The 17,290-nt window shown below is 66.4% G+C and carries 18 protein-coding genes; 9 read left to right on the forward strand and 9 right to left on the reverse strand.

Annotated elements, in window-relative coordinates; translation table 11 throughout:
- Window positions 1-3 precede the first annotated feature (3 nt).
- A complete protein-coding gene (locus DIZ22_RS20035; RefSeq protein ID WP_048936224.1) occupies window positions 4-633 on the reverse strand; it encodes a nicotinate-nucleotide adenylyltransferase in 630 nt (209 codons plus the stop codon).
- 35 nt (window positions 634-668) lie between these two features.
- On the opposite strand from DIZ22_RS20035, the gene DIZ22_RS20040 reads away from it, so the two are divergent.
- A complete protein-coding gene (locus DIZ22_RS20040; protein WP_080993505.1) occupies window positions 669-1,685 on the forward strand; it encodes an acyltransferase in 1,017 nt (338 codons plus the stop codon).
- Window positions 1,686-1,697: 12 nt separating this feature from the next.
- On the opposite strand, the gene rmuC is transcribed toward DIZ22_RS20040, so the two are convergent.
- The gene (rmuC, locus tag DIZ22_RS20045) at window positions 1,698-3,179 is read right to left on the reverse strand and encodes a DNA recombination protein RmuC (protein WP_048936226.1); all 1,482 of its coding nucleotides are present in this window, start codon (window positions 3,177-3,179) and stop codon (window positions 1,698-1,700) included.
- Window positions 3,180-3,256: 77 nt separating this feature from the next.
- On the reverse strand, window positions 3,257-4,240 hold the full coding sequence (locus DIZ22_RS20050; protein WP_048936227.1) for a GlxA family transcriptional regulator: 984 nt from the start codon (window positions 4,238-4,240) through the stop codon (window positions 3,257-3,259).
- Window positions 4,241-4,371: 131 nt separating this feature from the next.
- On the opposite strand from DIZ22_RS20050, the gene DIZ22_RS20055 reads away from it, so the two are divergent.
- The 3 genes from DIZ22_RS20055 (at window position 4,372) to DIZ22_RS20065 (ending at window position 6,636) form a co-directional block, all read left to right on the forward strand.
- A complete protein-coding gene (locus DIZ22_RS20055; protein ID WP_048936228.1) occupies window positions 4,372-5,202 on the forward strand; it encodes an alpha/beta hydrolase in 831 nt (276 codons plus the stop codon).
- A gap of 68 nt (window positions 5,203-5,270) precedes the next feature.
- Complete coding sequence (locus DIZ22_RS20060) at window positions 5,271-6,056, forward strand: SDR family oxidoreductase (RefSeq protein WP_048936229.1); 786 nt, start codon at window positions 5,271-5,273, stop codon at window positions 6,054-6,056.
- 67 nt (window positions 6,057-6,123) lie between these two features.
- Complete coding sequence (locus DIZ22_RS20065) at window positions 6,124-6,636, forward strand: hypothetical protein (RefSeq protein ID WP_048936230.1); 513 nt, start codon at window positions 6,124-6,126, stop codon at window positions 6,634-6,636.
- Here DIZ22_RS20065 and DIZ22_RS20070 read toward each other — a convergent pair.
- Window positions 6,591-7,775: an aminotransferase gene (locus tag DIZ22_RS20070; RefSeq protein WP_122928686.1), complete on the reverse strand. Its 1,185-nt coding sequence runs from the start codon at window positions 7,773-7,775 to the stop codon at window positions 6,591-6,593. The genes DIZ22_RS20065 and DIZ22_RS20070 overlap by 46 nt on opposite strands.
- Window positions 7,776-7,871: 96 nt before the next feature.
- Between DIZ22_RS20070 and DIZ22_RS20075 the strand changes: the two genes are divergently transcribed.
- On the forward strand, window positions 7,872-8,648 hold the full coding sequence (locus DIZ22_RS20075) for a carbonic anhydrase (RefSeq protein ID WP_122928689.1): 777 nt from the start codon (window positions 7,872-7,874) through the stop codon (window positions 8,646-8,648).
- 4 nt (window positions 8,649-8,652) lie between these two features.
- On the opposite strand, the gene DIZ22_RS20080 is transcribed toward DIZ22_RS20075, so the two are convergent.
- Window positions 8,653-10,113 carry an amidohydrolase family protein gene (locus tag DIZ22_RS20080; protein ID WP_048936438.1) on the reverse strand — a complete coding sequence of 487 codons (1,461 nt, stop codon included), beginning with the start codon at window positions 10,111-10,113 and terminating at the stop codon, window positions 8,653-8,655.
- A 102-nt stretch (window positions 10,114-10,215) separates the two neighbouring features.
- Here DIZ22_RS20080 and DIZ22_RS22420 point away from each other — a divergent pair, with 102 nt between their 5' ends.
- On the forward strand, window positions 10,216-11,052 hold the full coding sequence (locus DIZ22_RS22420; protein WP_048936233.1) for a LysR family transcriptional regulator: 837 nt from the start codon (window positions 10,216-10,218) through the stop codon (window positions 11,050-11,052).
- A gap of 170 nt (window positions 11,053-11,222) precedes the next feature.
- Here the strand turns inward: DIZ22_RS22420 and guaA are convergent, their stop codons facing one another.
- Both guaA and DIZ22_RS20095 read right to left on the reverse strand, forming a co-directional pair.
- Window positions 11,223-12,794 (reverse strand): glutamine-hydrolyzing GMP synthase, encoded by a 1,572-nt coding sequence (gene guaA / locus DIZ22_RS20090; RefSeq protein ID WP_010336491.1) that lies wholly within the window; start codon window positions 12,792-12,794, stop codon window positions 11,223-11,225.
- Window positions 12,795-12,976: 182 nt separating this feature from the next.
- Entirely contained in the window at window positions 12,977-14,212 is a 1,236-nt protein-coding gene (locus tag DIZ22_RS20095; RefSeq protein WP_122928691.1) for a TCR/Tet family MFS transporter, read from the reverse strand.
- Between the two features lie 141 nt (window positions 14,213-14,353).
- Here DIZ22_RS20095 and DIZ22_RS22020 point away from each other — a divergent pair, with 141 nt between their 5' ends.
- Together DIZ22_RS22020 and DIZ22_RS20105 are read left to right on the forward strand one after the other, a co-directional pair.
- Complete coding sequence (locus DIZ22_RS22020) at window positions 14,354-14,521, forward strand: hypothetical protein (protein ID WP_010336493.1); 168 nt, start codon at window positions 14,354-14,356, stop codon at window positions 14,519-14,521.
- 239 nt (window positions 14,522-14,760) lie between these two features.
- The gene (locus DIZ22_RS20105) at window positions 14,761-15,672 is read left to right on the forward strand and encodes a dienelactone hydrolase family protein (RefSeq protein ID WP_048936236.1); all 912 of its coding nucleotides are present in this window, start codon (window positions 14,761-14,763) and stop codon (window positions 15,670-15,672) included.
- 24 nt (window positions 15,673-15,696) lie between these two features.
- Here DIZ22_RS20105 and DIZ22_RS20110 read toward each other — a convergent pair whose 3' ends face one another.
- A complete protein-coding gene (locus tag DIZ22_RS20110; protein WP_004209859.1) occupies window positions 15,697-16,230 on the reverse strand; it encodes a peroxiredoxin in 534 nt (177 codons plus the stop codon).
- A 21-nt stretch (window positions 16,231-16,251) separates the two neighbouring features.
- On the reverse strand, window positions 16,252-16,644 hold the full coding sequence (locus tag DIZ22_RS20115) for a VOC family protein (RefSeq protein ID WP_004209861.1): 393 nt from the start codon (window positions 16,642-16,644) through the stop codon (window positions 16,252-16,254).
- Window positions 16,645-16,745: 101 nt separating this feature from the next.
- Between DIZ22_RS20115 and DIZ22_RS20120 the strand changes: the two genes are divergently transcribed.
- Window positions 16,746-17,252, forward strand: coding sequence for a hypothetical protein (locus tag DIZ22_RS20120; RefSeq protein WP_234893095.1), 507 nt, complete (start codon window positions 16,746-16,748; stop codon window positions 17,250-17,252).
- Window positions 17,253-17,290 lie beyond the last annotated feature (38 nt).

The raw sequence follows: 17,290 nt of genomic DNA on the forward strand, positions 1-17,290 counted from the left end.
AATCTAGACGATCATCCGGCGCGTGAGCGGATCGCGCACACACGTTGCTTCATATTCGCGATGCCAGAGGGGGTCCGCCTGCCGTAGCAGGGTTGCCGATCTTGGATCAGGGCGAAAGCGCAATAGCACGAGCGCCGGTGGTCTCCAATTCGTCCAGTCTGCACTCTGGCGCGCGGACCGGACGAAGCGCCGCAGCCAACTCATGGCCGTAGAGCCACGGGCAGCGTCATCATAGCCCGGACGGGCGATGACGGCAATGGGCATCTGTCGTGCTATGCCGCGCCAGTCGCGCCACTGGCCAAATTGCGCCAGATTGTCGGCGCCCATCAGCCAGACGAAGTGGTTGCGGGGGTAGCGCTGGCGGAGCGCGCGCAGCGAGTCGACGGTGTAGCGCGTGCCCAATTGGCGCTCGATCGCGGTGGCGCGAATCGGCGCGCGGCGGGCGATTTTCTGCGCATGGGCAAGGCGGACGGGCAGCGGCGCCATGCCCCTGGCGGGCTTCAACGGATTGCCGGGCGATACCAGCCACCAGATTTCGTCGAGACCCAGGGCGTCCCTGGCGAACAGCGAAATGGCGCGATGCCCGCCATGCGCCGGATTGAAGGAGCCGCCAAGCAGGCCGATCTTTTTCATGGGGGCAGCCATGCCAGCGCCGGGGCGGGGCGGCAATGGGCAGATTCTTAAGGCTTGCCCGCTATAGCCGCGCCATGCAGGGGCGGCTGATCGGATTCGATGGATTGCGCGGGATTGCCGCACTCAGCGTCCTGCTGTTCCATGCGCTGACCTGGACCACGGGCGACGCGCGGGGCAACGGCTATCTGGCGGTCGACTTCTTCTTCATGCTGAGCGGCTATGTGATGGCGCGCACTTATGAAGCGCGATTGGGGCAGGGGCTGTCGACCATCTACTTTGTTCGTGCGCGATATCGACGCTTCCTGCCAGTGATGGCCATAGCCGGGCTGATCGCGCTGCCCGGCTTCCTCCTCACCAATGAGATGTCGCTCTGGCCGGTGGCCCTTGCCAATCTGCTGCTGATTCCCAGCCTCTTCACCGGGCGTCTCTATCCGTTGAACGGGCCGGCCTGGTCGATCCTCCTGGAACTGATCGCCAACATGGCCCACGGCCTTGTCCTGCGCCGCTTGTCGACCAGGATATTGGTGCATGTCGTGCTGCTGAGCGCGACCCTGTTCGCGGTTGTCGCCAGTCGTGTGGGGATGGACGTGGGGGCGCAGCCTGCCAGCTTCTTCTTCGGCCTGCCGCGGGTGATGTGCGCCTATGGCATGGGGGTCATATTGTGGCGCTGGTGGCGCGACAGGCCGACCATTGCCGTTCCGCCGCTGGCGGCCCTGGTCGCGATGCCGCTCTATTTTGGCATCGGCACGGTGATCGACGCGGATGGCTGGATCAGTGGCATGGTCTTCATCCTGCTGGTCTGTCCGCTGATGCTGGCGGGCGGGCTGCGCTGGCAGCGACAATCGCGGTGGATGACGGCGGCGGGGGCACTTTCCTTTCCGCTTTATGCCGTTCATGCCCCGGTCTGCATGACGGGGCTGATGCTGGGCGTGCCCGTGGCCGGCGGCGTTGCCGCCAGCCTGGCGGTTGCGGGGCTGATTGCCTGGATGCAGGCGCGGCCGCGTCGTCCGGGATCCGCGACGCTTCCGTCCGCGCCTGTGGCGGCAAGCTAGCCCGAGACGATCCTATTCCGCCGCCGGCAGCGCGCGCGCTTCGTCGGCCTGCGCGTCACGGGCGAGGACGTCGAGCGGTTCCATCGCCTCGATCTCCTTGCCGCCGGTCTCGATGTCGAGATCGCGGAACTTGCGCCCGGTGGACAGGACGCGGGTTTCGAAGCTGCCGATGAAGCTGTTATAGTTGGAGACTGCGCTGTTGAGGCCGGAGCCGAGGCGCTTGAGGTGGGTCGCGGCGACGGACAGGCGCTCATAGAGTTCCTTGCCGAGCTGGCCGACCTGCTGCGCCTGTTCCTGCATCTTGGCCTGGCGCCAATGGCCCGCCAGCGTGCGGGCGAGCGGCAGGAAGGTGGCCGGGCCGCAGATGATGACGCGATTCTTGGCGGCGCGTTCCCACAGCTCCATGTCCGCCTCCAGCGCGGCGGTGACGAAATTGTCGCCGGGCACATACATGATGACGAAGTCGGGGGCCTTGTCGAACTGTTCCCAATAGGCCTTGCGCCCCAGCGCGTCGGCATGGGTGCGCATGGCGCGGGCATGGTCGAGCATATGGGCGTCGCGCTGTGCGGGGTCGACCTGGTCGACTGCGTTCAGATAGGCGACCAGCGAGCATTTGACGTCGACCACCATCTGCTGGTCGCCGGGCAGGTTGATGACGAAGTCCGGGCGCAGGCGGCCGTCCTCGACTGCGACCGACACCTCCTCCTTGAAGTCTACGAACGGGGAAAGGCCGGCGGTTTCGATGAGATTCTTGAACTGCTGTTCGCCCCAGCGACCGCGCGTCTTGGGCGCGGCGCGCAGGGCGTTGACCAGCTTGGCGGTTTCCTCGCGCACCTGGCCCTGGCCCAGATGAACCTGCTGCACCGCCTCGCGCAGTTCGGCATAGCTGCCGACCCGGTCCTTCTCGACGCGGGCGAGGCCTTCCTCATAGCGCTTGAGCGTGGTTTCGACCGGGTTGAGCAGCGTCTTCAACTGCGCCTCGCTCTTCTCGCTCGCCTGGGCGAAGCGCTGGTCGGCGCGGGTCAGGAACTGGGTCTGGGCGGATTCGAGCAATTTGCCGCCGATTTCGCTGAACTGGGCGGAAAGCTGTTCCTTCGCGTCCTTGAGCGCGGCGATCTGCTGCTCGAACGCCTGGGTGCGGGCATGGATGTCGGACTGGAGCGCGGCGAGGTCACGCAGCGCGGCTTCGCGCTCGGTCTGGATCACCTCGATGCGCTGGCTGGCGGCGGCCTGTAGCGCCTCGATCCGCTGTTCGGATGCGGCCTGCGCGGATTCGAGCCGGGCGAGCTGGGCCATGCCCTGCGCGACCCGTTCCTTCTCCACCGCCAGTTCGGCGATCGCGCCGTTGCGCTGGGCGGTGGCGATGTCGAGCTTGCCGGTCAGATCGGCCTTTTCGGCGGTCAGCGGCGCCAGCGCCTTGCCCTTGAGCAGCCAGCCGACGGCGAGGCCGATCAGCAGCGCGACGGGAATGAGAAGGGCGGCAAGGCTGTCCATAACTATCCTTTTTGGGAACGAAACGGGAACTTAGCGGGGCGCGTCGAAGGTCGCAAGAACCTTCCTCATGCCTGCCATCATGCCGCCTGTGCGCTGGGTGCGGCGAAGCGGGCGCGATAGTCGCCGGGCGACAGGCCGACCAGGCGGTGGAACAGCTTGCGGAAGGCGGCGGCATCCTCATAGCCGACGCTCCAGGCGATCTGGTCGATCGTGCGCCGGGTAAATTCCAGATGCTCGCGCGCCTTTGCCACGCGCAGATGCTGGACATATTCGATCGGGGTCATGGCCGTCGCCGCCTTGAACCGGCGCTGGAAGGTGCGTTCCTCCAGCGCGGCCTGCGCCGCCATCTCGGTGACGCTGACCGCCTTCGCCTCCCGCGCGGCGAGCCAGTGCTGCACCTTTAGGATCGGCTCGTCGCCATGGGTCAGGCGCGGCAGGAAGCGGGCGAAATGCTTCTGCTCCCGCCCGGCCGTGTCGATCAGCAAGAATTTGGCGGTGTCGAGCATCACCGTCGGGCCAAGCAGCCGGTCGACCAGTCGCATGCCAAGGTCGGTCCAGGCCATCAGCCCGCCGGCGGTGATGATATCGCCATCGTCGATGACGATGCGGTCGCAATCGAGCTGCACGGCGGGGAAGCGGGTGCGGAAGGCGTCGGCGAACCACCAGTGGGTGGTGGCAGGGCGGCCGTCGAGCAGGCCGGTCGCCGCCAGCAGGAAGGCGCCGCCGCAATTGGAGGCGAGGGTGGCGCCAGCGGCATGGCGATCGAGCAGCCAGCGGGCATAGGGCGCGGCTTCCTCCGCCTCGGGCACGCCGGTCAGGCGGCCGGGGACCAGCCAGATGTCGGGCGTGCCGCCCAATCCTTCATGCGTGTCATGGCTGCGGGCGAAGCAGCTATCGGCCTGCATCTGCCAATGGCTGACGCGCACCACCGGGCCGCCATGCTGGACCGAGAATTGTCCGGCAATGTCGATCAGGTCGGTCATGCCATGGACCATCGCCTGCTGGCAGTTGCGATAGAGCAATAAGCCCACTTCGGCACGCGGAAGGCTGCTGTCGGCCATGTCCTGGTCCTTTGTCGGAATCGGCCCGCTTAATGTCGGAACCGCCAATCCCGATCCTCCGCCATCGCCCCTAATAGTGCAAGCACAGGGCGTGAAGGACGCCCTTCTGGAACAGAAGAAGGGAATTTCACATGAGCAACTATGTCACCACCAAGGACGGCACCCGCATCTTCTACAAGGATTGGGGACCGCGCGACGGCCAGCCGATTATCTTCTCCCATGGCTGGCCGCTCAGCGCCGACGCCTGGGACGCGCAGATGGTCTATTTCGCCAATCAGGGCTTCCGCACCATCGCCCATGACCGCCGCAGCCATGGCCGGTCGGACCAGGTGTGGGACAATAATAATATGGACCAATATGCCGACGATCTGGCTGACCTGATTGCGGCGCTGGACCTGTCGGACATCATCCTAGTCGGCCATTCGACCGGCGGCGGCGAAGTCACCCGCTATATCGGCCGCCATGGCACCAGCCGGGTCGCCAAGCTGGCGCTGATCGGCGCGGTGCCGCCGCTGATGCTCAAGACCGAAGCCAATCCGGGCGGCCTGCCGATCGACGTGTTCGACGGCATCCGCAAGGGCACGTTCGACAATCGCAGCCAGTTCTTCAGGGATCTGACCATCCCCTTCTACGGCTATAACCGGGACGGCGCGGTCATCTCCGAGGGCATTCGCGAGGAGTTCTGGCGGCAGGGGATGATGGGCGGCCTCAAGGGGCAGCTCGACTCGATCCGCGCCTTTTCCGAAAGCGATTTCCATGCCGACCTGGCGAAGGTCGATGTGCCTACCCTGGTCCTGCATGGCGATGACGACCAGATCGTGCCGATCGGTGCAGCCGCCCTATCGACGGTGAAGATCGTTACGGATGCGGTGCTGATCGTGTATGAAGGCGCCGACCATGGGCTGACGCAGACTCACCAGGACCGGTTCAACGCCGACCTGCTCGATTTTATCAACGGCTGACAATTCCGACCCCCGTTCGTTTTCGACAGGTGCGGAAGCGGACGGGGGTGGCTCCAAGGAGACATCCCATGACCAAAGACACCATTCTCATCACCGGCGCGTCGGACGGTATCGGCGCCGTCTATGCCGATCGCTTCGCCAGGCGCGGCGCCAATCTGATCCTGGTCGCCCGCCGCGCCGAGAAGTTGGAGGCGCTGGCCGCCCGCCTGCGCGCCGACAGCGGCGTCAGCGTGGAAGTGATCGCCGCCGACTTGTCACAAGCTGACGATCTGGCGCGGGTCGAGGCGCGGCTGCGCGACGATGACGCGATCACCGGCCTGGTCAACAATGCCGGCATTGCCGGGGAACAGGCCTTTGTCGAGACCGACCCGGCCTATCTCACCGGCCTGATCGACCTCAACATATTGGCGGTGACGCGGCTGTCCCGCGCCATTGCGCCGCGGCTGGCGGCGAAGGGCGCGGGCACGTTGATCAACATCACGTCGGTCACGGCGCTGATGCCGGACGGCTTCACTGCCGTCTATCCCGCAAGCAAGGCCTATGTGCTGGCCTTTAGCGAGGCGCTGCAGGTCGAACTGGGCAGCAAGGGCGTGAAGGTGCAGGCGGTGCTGCCCGGCATCACCCGCACCGCCATCTGGACGGCGGAACAGATTGCCGGCCTGCCGCCGCACATGGTGATGGATGTCGAGGTGATGGTCGACGCGGCACTGGCCGGACTCGACATGGGCGAGGCCATCACCATTCCGGCCCTGCCGGACCGGGCTGACCTCGACGCCTATCTCGCCGCGCGGGCCGCGCTTCGGCCCAACCTGTCGCTCAAGGATGCGGCGCCCCGTTATCGGGTGACCGCCTGACATGGCTCCCGTCCGGCTCGCTCATCATGCGAGCCCGACGGATCATTGGAAATCAGGGAGAAAAATCATGATCCTCGGTCTTTCCATTCCCGCCTTCATCGCCCTGCATGTCGCGATCAGCCTGATCGGCATTGTCAGCGGCCTTGTCGCCCTGCCGGCCATGGCCAGGAGACATGTCCTGCCAAAAATGCAGGGCCTGTTCCTGGTGACGACCCTGCTCACCAGCCTCACCGGCTTCCTCTTTCCCTTTCGCGGTTTCACCCCGGCGATCGGCGTCGGCATTCTCTCGACGCTGGTGCTGATCATCGCCTTCGCCGCCTTTTACGGCCTTGGCCTGCGCGGCCGGGCGCGGGGCATTTATGCGGTGACCGCGACCATCGCTTTGTGGCTCAACCTGTTCGTGCTGGTCGTGAAGGGTTTCCTCAAGGTGCCGGCGCTCAATCGGCTGGCGCCGACCGGCACGGAGCCGCCCTTCCTCGCCGCCCAAGGTCTTCTGCTGATCGTCATGCTGATCCTGGGCGCGGCGATCCTGCGTCAGCCAAGGCTCGCGCGGAAGGCGGCGAGCCGCTCGATCGCCTGATCCAGCGTCGCGTCCGACTTGGAGAAGCAGAGACGGACCAGATGGGTGACCGGATCATCGGGGTAGAAGGCGGAGATCGGGATTGCCGCCACCCCGGCTTCGTCGATGATCCGGTTGCAGAAGGTCACATCGTCCATCGCGATGCCCGACGCGGGCAGGTCGATCGACAGGAACCAGGTGGCGCCGCTGGGCAGCACGACATAGCCGGCGGCTTCCAATCCCGCCGCCAGCCGATCGCGCGACGCCTGATAGGCGGCGCGCTGATCGTTCAGCCAATCTTCGGGCCAGCCCAGCCCCTGCGCCACCGCCCATTGCAGGTTGGGCGGGGTGGTGAAGGTCAGGAACTGGTGGGCGCGGGCGAGCAGGGTGGCGATCGGCGGCGCGGCGCACATCCAGCCGACCTTCCAGCCGGTGACGGAGAAGATCTTGCCCGCCGACCCGATCTTGACCGTGCGCTCGCGCATGCCGGGAAAGCCGATCAGCGGGCGATGCGGCAGCCCGTCATAGACGGTCTCCTCCCATACCTCGTCGCACAGCGCGATCAGGTCATGGCTGATGCAGAGGTCGGCCAGCAGCGCCAGTTCCGCCTCACGCAGCACGATGCTGGTCGGATTGACCGGATTGTTCATCAGCAGGATACGGGTCCTGGGCGTGATCGCCGCCTCCAGCGCGTCGCGGGTGACGCGCCAGTCGGGCGGCGTCAGTTTCACCACCCTGGCCACGCCGCCAGCCCGCTCCACCAGCGGCAGATAGGCATCATAGAGCGGTGCCAGCATCAGCACCTCGTCCCCCGGCCGCACCAGCGCCAGCAGGCTGGCGGCAATCGCCTCGGTCGCGCCCGATGTGACGATGATGTCCTGCGGGCTGAGGTCGAGGTCCTGACGCCGGGCATAATGATCGGCCAGCGCCGTGCGCAGTTCGATCAGGCCCGGCATCGGCGGATATTGGCTGGACCGGGTCAGCAGCGCATTCGCCGCGGCCTGCAGCACATCCTGCGGTCCCGGCCCTTCGGGAAAGCCCTGCCCCAGATTGATCGCGCCGGTTTCCCGCGCGCGGGCCGACATATGCTCGAAGATGGTGGTCGGCATATCGCGATAGACGGGATGGCCAAGTCGGGTGTCGGGCAAGCGGGGCTCCATCGGATCGTCGGCGATGCCAGCGGTCTAGGTCTTTCCATTGCCCTGCGCAAACCAGTCCGGCATCATGGCGCCTCCTCATCACAGGGAGACAGACCCATGTGTTCGGACGTCGATGGCATGCATGACCAGCCGTACGGGACGCAGGAGGAGGATGGCGCCGCGTCCTCCCGCCGCGCCTTTCTGACCGCGATGACGATGGCGGGCGGGGTGGCCATGGCCGCCTTGCCGGCCGCACCCGCAATGGCGGCGCGCCCCGTCGACGGCCCGGATGCGTCTATGACGCCGGACGCCGCTCTGGCCGAGATCATGGCCGGCAATGCCCGTTTCGTCGCCGGCAAGCCGACCGCCCATCTGCAGGACCTGTCGATCATCAAGGCGCGCGCGGCCGAGGGACAATGGCCCGTGGTCGGCGTCCTCTCCTGTGCCGACTCGCGTGTGCCGGTGGAGATGGTATTCGACGAATATATCGGCCGGCTGTTCGTCACCCGCATCGCCGGCAACATCACCACGCCCGAAATCGTCGCCAGCCTGGAATATGGCGTGGCGGTGCTGGGGCTGAAGGCACTGGTCGTCATGGGCCACAGCAATTGCGGCGCGGTGAAGGCGGCGATCGACAATCCCGAGGTACCGGGCCAGATCAGTGCGCTCTTCCCCGCGATCCTGCCCGCCCTCTATCTCGCCCGCAGCAAGGATGCGGCCATCGTCACCCGTACCAATGCACTGGTGCAGGCGGCGACTCTGGTCAACGCCTCACCGGTGATCGAGGAGAAGGTGAAGACCGGCACGCTGAAGGTGGTCGCCGCCGTCTATGACGTGGCGACCGGCAAGGTCGACATGCTGCCGGTGCCGGCCGACATGCTGATGCGCGGCTGATCCGTCAGGGCCGGGTTGCCGCCGCATTCCAGGCGGCGACCTTCGCCTTCGTCTCTGCCAGCAGCGCGTCGAGCCGGGCGCGGTCCTGCAGCGTGCCGCGCAGGATCACCGCGTCGATCGCCTTTGTGGCGTGGATATCCTCCAGCGGATTGGCGGTCAGCAGGACCATATCCGCCTGCTTGCCTTCTGCCACCGCGCCATAACGGTCGAGCAGGCCGAACCAGGCCGGGCCGGCGCGGGTGGCGCTGGCCAGCGCTTGGGCCGGGGTCAGGCCGCGATCGACATAGAGCGCCAGTTCCTGGTGCAGGGCAAAGCCGGGATAGTCGAAGCTGTTGAGGAAGCCCGCATCGGTGCCGGCCATGATCGTCACACCGGCCTGCTGCAACAGCGGCAGGATCGCGGCATTATGCTCGTAAATGGCGTGGCGCTGGGCGATCTGCTCGGGCGTCGCCTTGGCCGCGCGCTCGATCCGCCAGTCATAGGTCTTGCGCAGGCGCGGGCCGATATAGGCCAGTTCGGGATCGGCGCTGTGATCGTTCTGGTCAAGATAGGCGACGGTGCGCGAGATGCTGAGCGTGGGCGTCACGAACACGCCGCGCGCCGCCATGTCGCGATAGGCGGCCATGGCAGTAGCTTCGTCAAAGCCGGCATCCAGCTGCGCGCTGGCCTGTGCCCGGTCGATCTTGCCGGCGGCGAAATCGGCGGTGATCCGCGCCTCGTCCTTCACGCCCGCCTTGTGGGCATAGTCGATATGCTCGATCGAGCTGATCCCGGCCGCGATCGCCTGGCCGACGGTGAGTGCCATCGGAATATGCCCCGACGCGCGCAGCCCGGCGCCGCGCGCCTGGCGCACGGCATAGAGGAACAGCTCGGGTTTCAGGGTGCTGTCCGTGATCTTGACGAAATTGACGTTCAGTTCTTTCAGCTTGGCGATCGCCTGGTCGACATCGGCCTGCGACCCGGTTTCCAGCGTGCCCTTCCACACCGGCTTGATCCCCTCGATCTTCGGGCCGGAACTCAGCAGGGTCGGGCCGAACAGCCGCCCGTCGGCAATTTCGCTACGCCAGCGCAGCACATCATAGGGCAGGTCGCCCGATGCATCGCGCACGGTGGTGATGCCGTTGGCGATATAGAGCGGCAGCAGCGCCTTATTCTCTTCGATGAGCTCCGGCCCGCCGCCGAAATGCACATGCATGTCCCACAGGCCGGGGATCAGATAGCGGCCCTTGGCCTCGACATTCTTGCCCGCGCGCCAGGCGGCGGCAATCGTGCCGTCGTTGCCGACCGCGACGATCTGGTCGCCCCTGGTCGCGACCGCCTGGTTGGGGACCAGCCGGCCATGCTCGACATCGACCAGCGTCGCATGGCGGATCAACAGGTCGGCGCGGGCCGGCGCGGCCTTCGCTGCGGTGGGCAGGGGCAACAGGGCAGTGGCGGCCAGCAGCGCGGCGAGAAGCGTCTTCATGAAAATCCCCGGTTCTTGTGCGGCGCGCAGGATAGGCAGGGGCTGCATCATCGACAAACAACATATATGAATGGCAATCATTCATGATCCAAATGGAATGCCATGCTCGATCCGCGCCTGCTCCGTGCCTTTGTCGCGATCGCCGACAGCGGCAGCTTCACCATTGCGGCGCAGCGGCTGCACATGACCCAGTCGACCATCAGCCAGCAGCTCGGCCGGCTGGAACAGGCGGTGGGGCATATGCTGGTCGATCGGGCGGCGCGGCCGGTGCGGCCGACGGCGGCGGGCGAGCGGCTGCTGGGCCATGCAAGGCGCATCCTGTCGCTGCAGCAGGAGGCGGAAAGCCTGCTTGCCGATCCGGCCGGCAGCGCGTCGATCCGCATCGGCCTGCCCGACGACATCGCCAGTCGCGCCATGATGCGGGTGTTCGCCCGCTTTTCCGAACAATATCGGGCGGTGCGGCTGGACGTCACCACCGGGCTCAGCCGCGATCTCACGCGCCGATACCGCGCGGGCGAGTTTGACATCATCGCTGTCAAGGAACCGACGCCGAGCGCCGATTGCCGCGCCAGTTTCGCCGAGCCGATCGGCTGGCATGAAAGCGCGGACCGGCAGGGCGACTGGCCCGATCCGTTGCCGCTGGTCGCCTTTCCGGCGGGCGGCCTCTATCGCGACGCGATGTTCGACCGGATCGGGCGGGAGAGGCGGCGCTGCCATGTCGCCTTCACCGGCAGCGACCTCACCAGCGTGCTGACCGCGGTGGAGGCGGGCATGGGCCTGTCGCTGGTGCCGATGCGCGCGGCGACCGGGCGGGCGGTGCGACCCTATGCGCCCTTCGGGGCGGAGGCCGAAATGCGCGTGTCGCTCTATGCCTGGGACGATACCGGGCCGACCGCCGAACTGGTCGCGCAGATGGCGGCGGTGCTGGCGGCGCGGTAAGGGCGGCGGCCGCTTGCGCGGCCGCAACTGGGTCTAAGCGGTGCGGCACCTTGCGGTGCCGAATAAACCGGATCGCCGTCCCCCGGACGGCGATTGAGTTCGATACCCACGGCCGCTCGCGCGGCCGAGTAAAGCCGGCGAATGTCCCCCGGACATTCGCTATTTCGGCTTTACTCCCACTCGATCGTGCCGGGGGGCTTGCTGGTGTAATCATACACCACGCGGTTGATGCCCTTGACCTCGTTGATGATGCGGGTCGCGACGCGGCTGAGGAAAGCGGCGTCGAAGGGGTAGATGTCGGCGGTCATGCCGTCGGTCGAGGTGACCGCGCGCACGGCGCAGACGCTGTCATAGGTGCGGTAATCGCCCATCACGCCGACGGTGCGGACCGGCAGCAGCACGGCAAAGGCCTGCCAGATCGCGTCGTAGAGGCCCGCGTTGCGGATTTCCTCCAGATAGATGAAGTCGGCCTTGCGCAGGATGTCGCAGCGTTCCTTGGTCACTTCGCCGGGGATGCGGATGGCAAGGCCGGGGCCAGGGAAGGGATGGCGGCCGACGAAGATGTCGGGCAGGCCCAGTTCCTTGCCCAGCACGCGCACTTCGTCCTTGAACAGTTCGCGCAGCGGTTCGACCAGCTTCATGTTCATGCGTTCGGGCAGGCCGCCGACATTATGGTGCGACTTGATCGTCACGGAGGGCCCGCCGGTGAAGCTGACCGATTCGATCACGTCGGGATAGAGGGTGCCCTGCGCCAGGAAGTCGGCGCCGCCGATCTTGGCGGCTTCCTCCTCGAACACGGCGATGAATTCGCCGCCGATGAACTTGCGCTTCTTTTCCGGGTCGGTGAGGCCGGCAAGGCCGCCCAGGAAGCGCTCCTCGGCGTTCACATGGACCAGCTTGATGCCATAATGTTCGCGGAATAGGCTGACCACCTGCTCGGCTTCGCCCAGGCGCATCAGGCCATGATCGACGAACACGCAGGTGAGCTGGTCGCCGATCGCTTCATGGATGAGCACGGCGGCCACCGCGCTGTCGACGCCGCCCGACAGGCCGCAAATGACCCGGCCATTGCCGACCTGCTCGCGGATCTCGGCGATCTTGACCTGGCGGAATTCGGCCATGGTCCAGTCACCGGCCAGGCCGCAGACATGGCGGACGAAATTGGCGATCAGCTTGCCACCGTCGGGCGTATGCACGACTTCGGGGTGGAACTGCGTGCCGTAGAATTTCCGTTCCTCGTCGGCGATCACCGCGAAGGGCGCGCCGTCCGACACGGCCACGATCTTGAAGCCGGGCGCGAATTTCGTGACCTTGTCACCATGGCTCATCCACACCTGATGCCGTTCGCCGACTTCCCACAGTCCGTCGAACAGGGCGCAGGGTTCGGTCACGGTCAGGAAGGCGCGGCCAAATTCGCCGCCTTCGCCGGTCTCGTGACCGGGGCGCACTTCGCCGCCCAACTGATGGCTCATCACCTGCTGGCCGTAGCAGATGCCCAGGATCGGCACGCCGGCGTCGAACAGGGCCTGCGGCGCACGCGGGCTGCCTTCCTCCGGCACGCCGGCGGGCGAACCGGACAGGATGATGCCCTTGGGCTTCATGCGGTCGAACGCGGCCTGGGCCTGGGTGAAGGGGGCGATCTCGGAATAGACGCCGGCTTCGCGTACGCGCCGGGCGATGAGCTGAGTCACCTGGCTGCCGAAGTCCACGATAAGGATGGAATCCTGAAGGGGCAGCGTCATCGAATCGCCTTTATATCGAGCGTGGGAAGGGATTCGCGCCCGGTTAGTCGCACCGCCCCGATATGTCCAGTTTTCCCGGTTCAGAGCATCATCCGATTAGGGTAAATCGGATGATGCTCTGATTTTCTTTTGTTTGCCGCATTCTGCGAGTCGTCGGCTGTTCCAGCCGACTTCAGAATGCTCTAGGCCGGCGCAGGACCATCCTGTTTGCGTCCTGCCGCGTGGCCGAGCAAGGCGGCACCGGCCAGCACCAGCGCCGCGATCAGGAAGGCGCTGCCGATGAAGGGCAGGATCGGGCGGGTGCCGACCGAGGCGGAATAGACCGCACCGAAGAAGAGCGGGGAGACGATGCCGGCGATCGCGCCGACGCTGTTGTTGGCGCCCTGCAACTGGCCCTGTTCGCTTTCGGAGACGCGCTGCGTCATCAGCGACTGGATGGTCGGCATGGCGAGGCCCCAGAGCGCGTTGGGGAACATGGCGGCGACGAACAGCCAGCCTGTGGGCGCCAGGCCCATGGCGGCGATGCCGACCGCGCCGAAGCCGAGGCCCACGACCATCGTCGTTCGGTCGCCCAGTCGCTTCACCACCGGACCGACCAGCAGGCCCTGCACCGCCATGTCGAGCAGGCCGACCATCGCCAGCAGGGTGCCGACCTGCCAGGCGCCCCAGCCATAGCGGTCGCCGGCATAGAGGACGAACACGGCCGAGAAGAGATGATGGGCGAAATAGAGGAGGAAATTGACGATCGCGAGGCTGGACAATTCGGGGTGCGAGCGCAGCAATTGCAGCGCGCCGAAAGGATTGGCGCGGCGCCAGCTGAACGCCATGCGCTTTTCCGGGGCGAGCGATTCGGGCAGCACGATGAGGCCATAGAGAAAGGCGAGGCCGGACAGGCCCGCCGCCGCCCAGAAGGGCGCACGGTGCGAAATCTCGCCCAGCACCCCGCCCAGCAGCGGCCCGGCGACGAAGCCCGCGCTGAACGCTGCGCCGATCAGCCCATAGCCGCGCGCCCGCCCCTCGGGCGGGGTGATGTCGGCCATATAGGCGAAGGTGGAGGTGAAGCTGGACGAGGTGATGCCGGCAAGGATGCGGCCCAGCGCCAGCCACCAGAGATTGGGCGCGAGCGCCATCAGCACATAGTCCAGCGCCAGCCCCGCGACCGAGATCAGGATCACCGGCCGGCGCCCGAAGCGGTCCGACAGCGACCCGATCACCGGCGAGCAGAGAAACTGCATCGCCGCCCAGAGCGCGACGAACAGGCCATTCCACAGGCCCGCGCTGCTGCTGGAGCCGGACAATGTCTCGATCAGCTGCGGCAGCACCGGAATGACGATGCCCATTGACATGACGTCGAGCAGCGCCGTCACCAGGATGAAGGCGATGGCGGCGGTGCGGCGCGGATGGGCGGGGGCGGTCATGGCGCAGGCGCTATCCTGCCGGGATGGCGATGCCAAGCGCGATGGCGCGATGTTCAGGCATGGGGCGCCGTTTCACCATGTCTGGCACCCCAAAAAAAGGGCCGCCCCGGCGGGACGGCCCCAGCTCATGCTATGGGATGCATGAAGGGATCAGCGCTGCTCGCGATCCTGATCGTCGCGGCGTTCCTGCTGGCCGCCGCCTTGCTGGCGACGCTGTTCATCCTGTTGGTTCTGCTGGTCGGGCTTGCCGGGCTGACCGCCCTGCTGACCGGGATTCTGGTTCTGGTTTGCCATCTCACACTCTCCTAACGGGCATCGTAACCCGCCTGCGCTCAACTTGGGCCGGCGCAGCGATGTTCCGAAAAATCATGCTGATCGAAATCAAGTCCGCCACAAGCTGCGGACAAGCTGCCATATTTCCTGCGTCTCGCCCAAAATTGGATCGATCGGAACGCCGATGGCGGCGATGGCGTCATGGGATTGTCCTGTCGGCTTGCGCGACCGTGGGCTTGGGCTAGTCTGCGCCCGTCCACAGCAGGAGAGCGCCGATGACCACCGATCGCGATGATGTGCCGTCCCCCGTCGAGCGGCTGGCGGAGGATCGCAACTGGATTGCCTCGACCGGGCTCAGCCGGCGTCACATCCTGGCCGGCGGCGCCTTTGCCGCCGGTTTTGCCGCCGCCTGCCAGCCGGTCGCGGCCAGCACCATCCAGACCGCGCCCGACGGGCTGGTGGAGGAAGCCGTCTCGATCCCGACCAGTGACGGTTTCGCCATGCCCGGCTTCGTCGCCCGCCCGGCGGGCAAGAAGAAGGCGCCGGTGATCGTCGTCGTGCATGAGATTTTCGGCGTCCATGAATGGGTGCGCGACATGTGCCGGCGCTTCGCGAAAGCCGGCTATCATGCCGTCGCGCCGGATCTGTTCGCCCGCCATGGCGACGCGACCAAGGTCAGCGACTTCAAGCAGTTGGTGGCGGAGATCGTGAGCAAGGCGCCCGACGCGCAGGTCCTGTCCGACATCGATGCCACCTATGCCTTTGCCGGCGCCCATGGCGGCGACGCGTCACGGCGCGGCATCACCGGTTTCTGCTGGGGTGGCCGGGTGGTCTGGCTCTATGCCGCGCACAGTGCCGCGCTCGACGCCGGCGTCGCCTTCTATGGTCGGCTCGTGACCCAGAAGAACGACCTCCAGACCCTGTCGGCGATCGAGGAGGTGGGGCAGCTCAAGGCGCCGGTGCTTGGCCAATATGGCGAACTGGACAAGGGCATACCCCAGGCCGATGTCGAAGCGATGCGCGCGGCGCTCAAGGCGGCGGGCAAGTCGCCACCCGATGCGATCACGGTCCATGCCGGCGCCGACCATGGTTTCATGGCCGATTATCGGCCCAGCTATAATGCGGCGGCGGCGAAGGCCGCCTGGAATGAAACGATCGGCTGGTTCGACAAATATGTGAAGGGGTGACCGGCACCCCTTCGCCGTTGCGCCTTATTTCTGCTTCATCGCCTCGACCGCAGCCAGTGTGCTCTTCACATGGCCGGCATAGCTCATCTCGCTATGGACGAAGGCGATGCGGCCGCTCGGCGCGATGACATAGGAGGTGCGGTCGGTCATGCCCGGCCGCATCTTGAGCGCGACATCATAGCCCGACACGATGTTCGGCCCGGCCGAGGCGACCGCGAACTTGCCGGCGCATTCCTTGGTGGAGAAGGCGACCAGATCGTCGACCGGATCCGCCGACATGCCGATCACGGTGGCGCCGGCCGCCTTGAACTTGTCGATATTCTCCGCGAACTCGCGCGCTTCGGCGGAACAGCCCGGCGTGAAGGCCTTGGGGAAGAAATAGAGGACCACCGGCCCGCGCTTCAACTGATGCGACAGGGTGACGGTGAAGGTCTTGCCGGCCAGCGCGCCGCGCGTGGTGAATTCCGGCGCCTTGGCGCCGACCGCCAGTGCCGCCATGCTGCCCTGCGTGCCCAGGGCTGCGGCCGCCAGGGCCAGGATGATCTTCGCGCTCTTCATAATCTAGCTCCCATGGGTCGGTCAGGCGGCGGGGGTGGGCGGTTCCCACAATTCGATGGCATTGCCCTCGGGATCATGGATGCGGGCAAAGCGCCCGACATCGGGATGATCCCATTCGGGCTTGGTGATGGCCTCAACGTCCGCCGCGCGCAAGTCCGCCAGCAGCCCGTCGAGATCGGACACGCGCAGATTGATCATGAAGCTCTTGTCGGCGGCGAAATAGTCGCTGTCCTGCTTGAACGGCGAAAAGACCATCGGTCCGCCCAGCGTCTGCCAGACATATTCGTTGACCGCCGGAATGTCGGGATCGGCGCTGCATCCGCCGCCGACGCCCAGATGAGTGCGATACCAGGCGGACAGGGCCTGCGGATCACGCGCGCGAAAGAAAAGTCCGCCCATTCCCAGGACCGGCATGGCATCCCTCCTCGATTGTCGCGGCGGTGATAGCATGGCCGCGATGGCCGGTCACGCGAGGGTTGGGGGAACCCGATGCCGCCCTGCCGGGTTGGCATCGCATGCGTAACCATTTCCTCCTCGCCCTTCCGCTGCTGCTGCTCGCCGGTTGCGGCAGCAAGGAACAGAATCAGTCCGGCATGGTCACCAACATCCTGGACCAGGCCTTGCCGAGCACGCGCGATGTCCCGCCCGGCGCCAATGCCATCACCCCGGTAGAGCCCGCGCCCGACCTGCCCGTGGCCAGGGGCGACGCGCTTCACGCCAATGCGATCCCGATCGCGCTGCAGGGGCGCTGGACCGGCACCAAGGAACGCTGCGGCGACCGGGCGGCGGCCCAGGCGCTGGAACTGACCGCGGCCAGCCTGATCTTCCACGAAAGCGTCGGCACAGTTCAGCGTGTCACGCGCGAGGGGGAGGGGCGGCTGGCGGTCGTCGCCAATTTCACGGGTGAGGGCGAAAGCTGGACCCGGACCCTGATGCTGCGTCCCTCGACCGATGGGCAGCAGCTTACCATCACCAATGACGGCACGGCGATCGTGCGCAAGCGCTGCACCCCGGCGGCCTGAACCGCTTCCCCCGGCGCGCAGTCCTCGCTACAGCGGCG

The sequence above is a fragment of the Sphingobium sp. LF-16 genome, assembly GCF_003711185.1.
In the GTDB taxonomy this organism is placed as follows: Bacteria; Pseudomonadota; Alphaproteobacteria; order Sphingomonadales; family Sphingomonadaceae; genus Sphingobium; species Sphingobium yanoikuyae_A.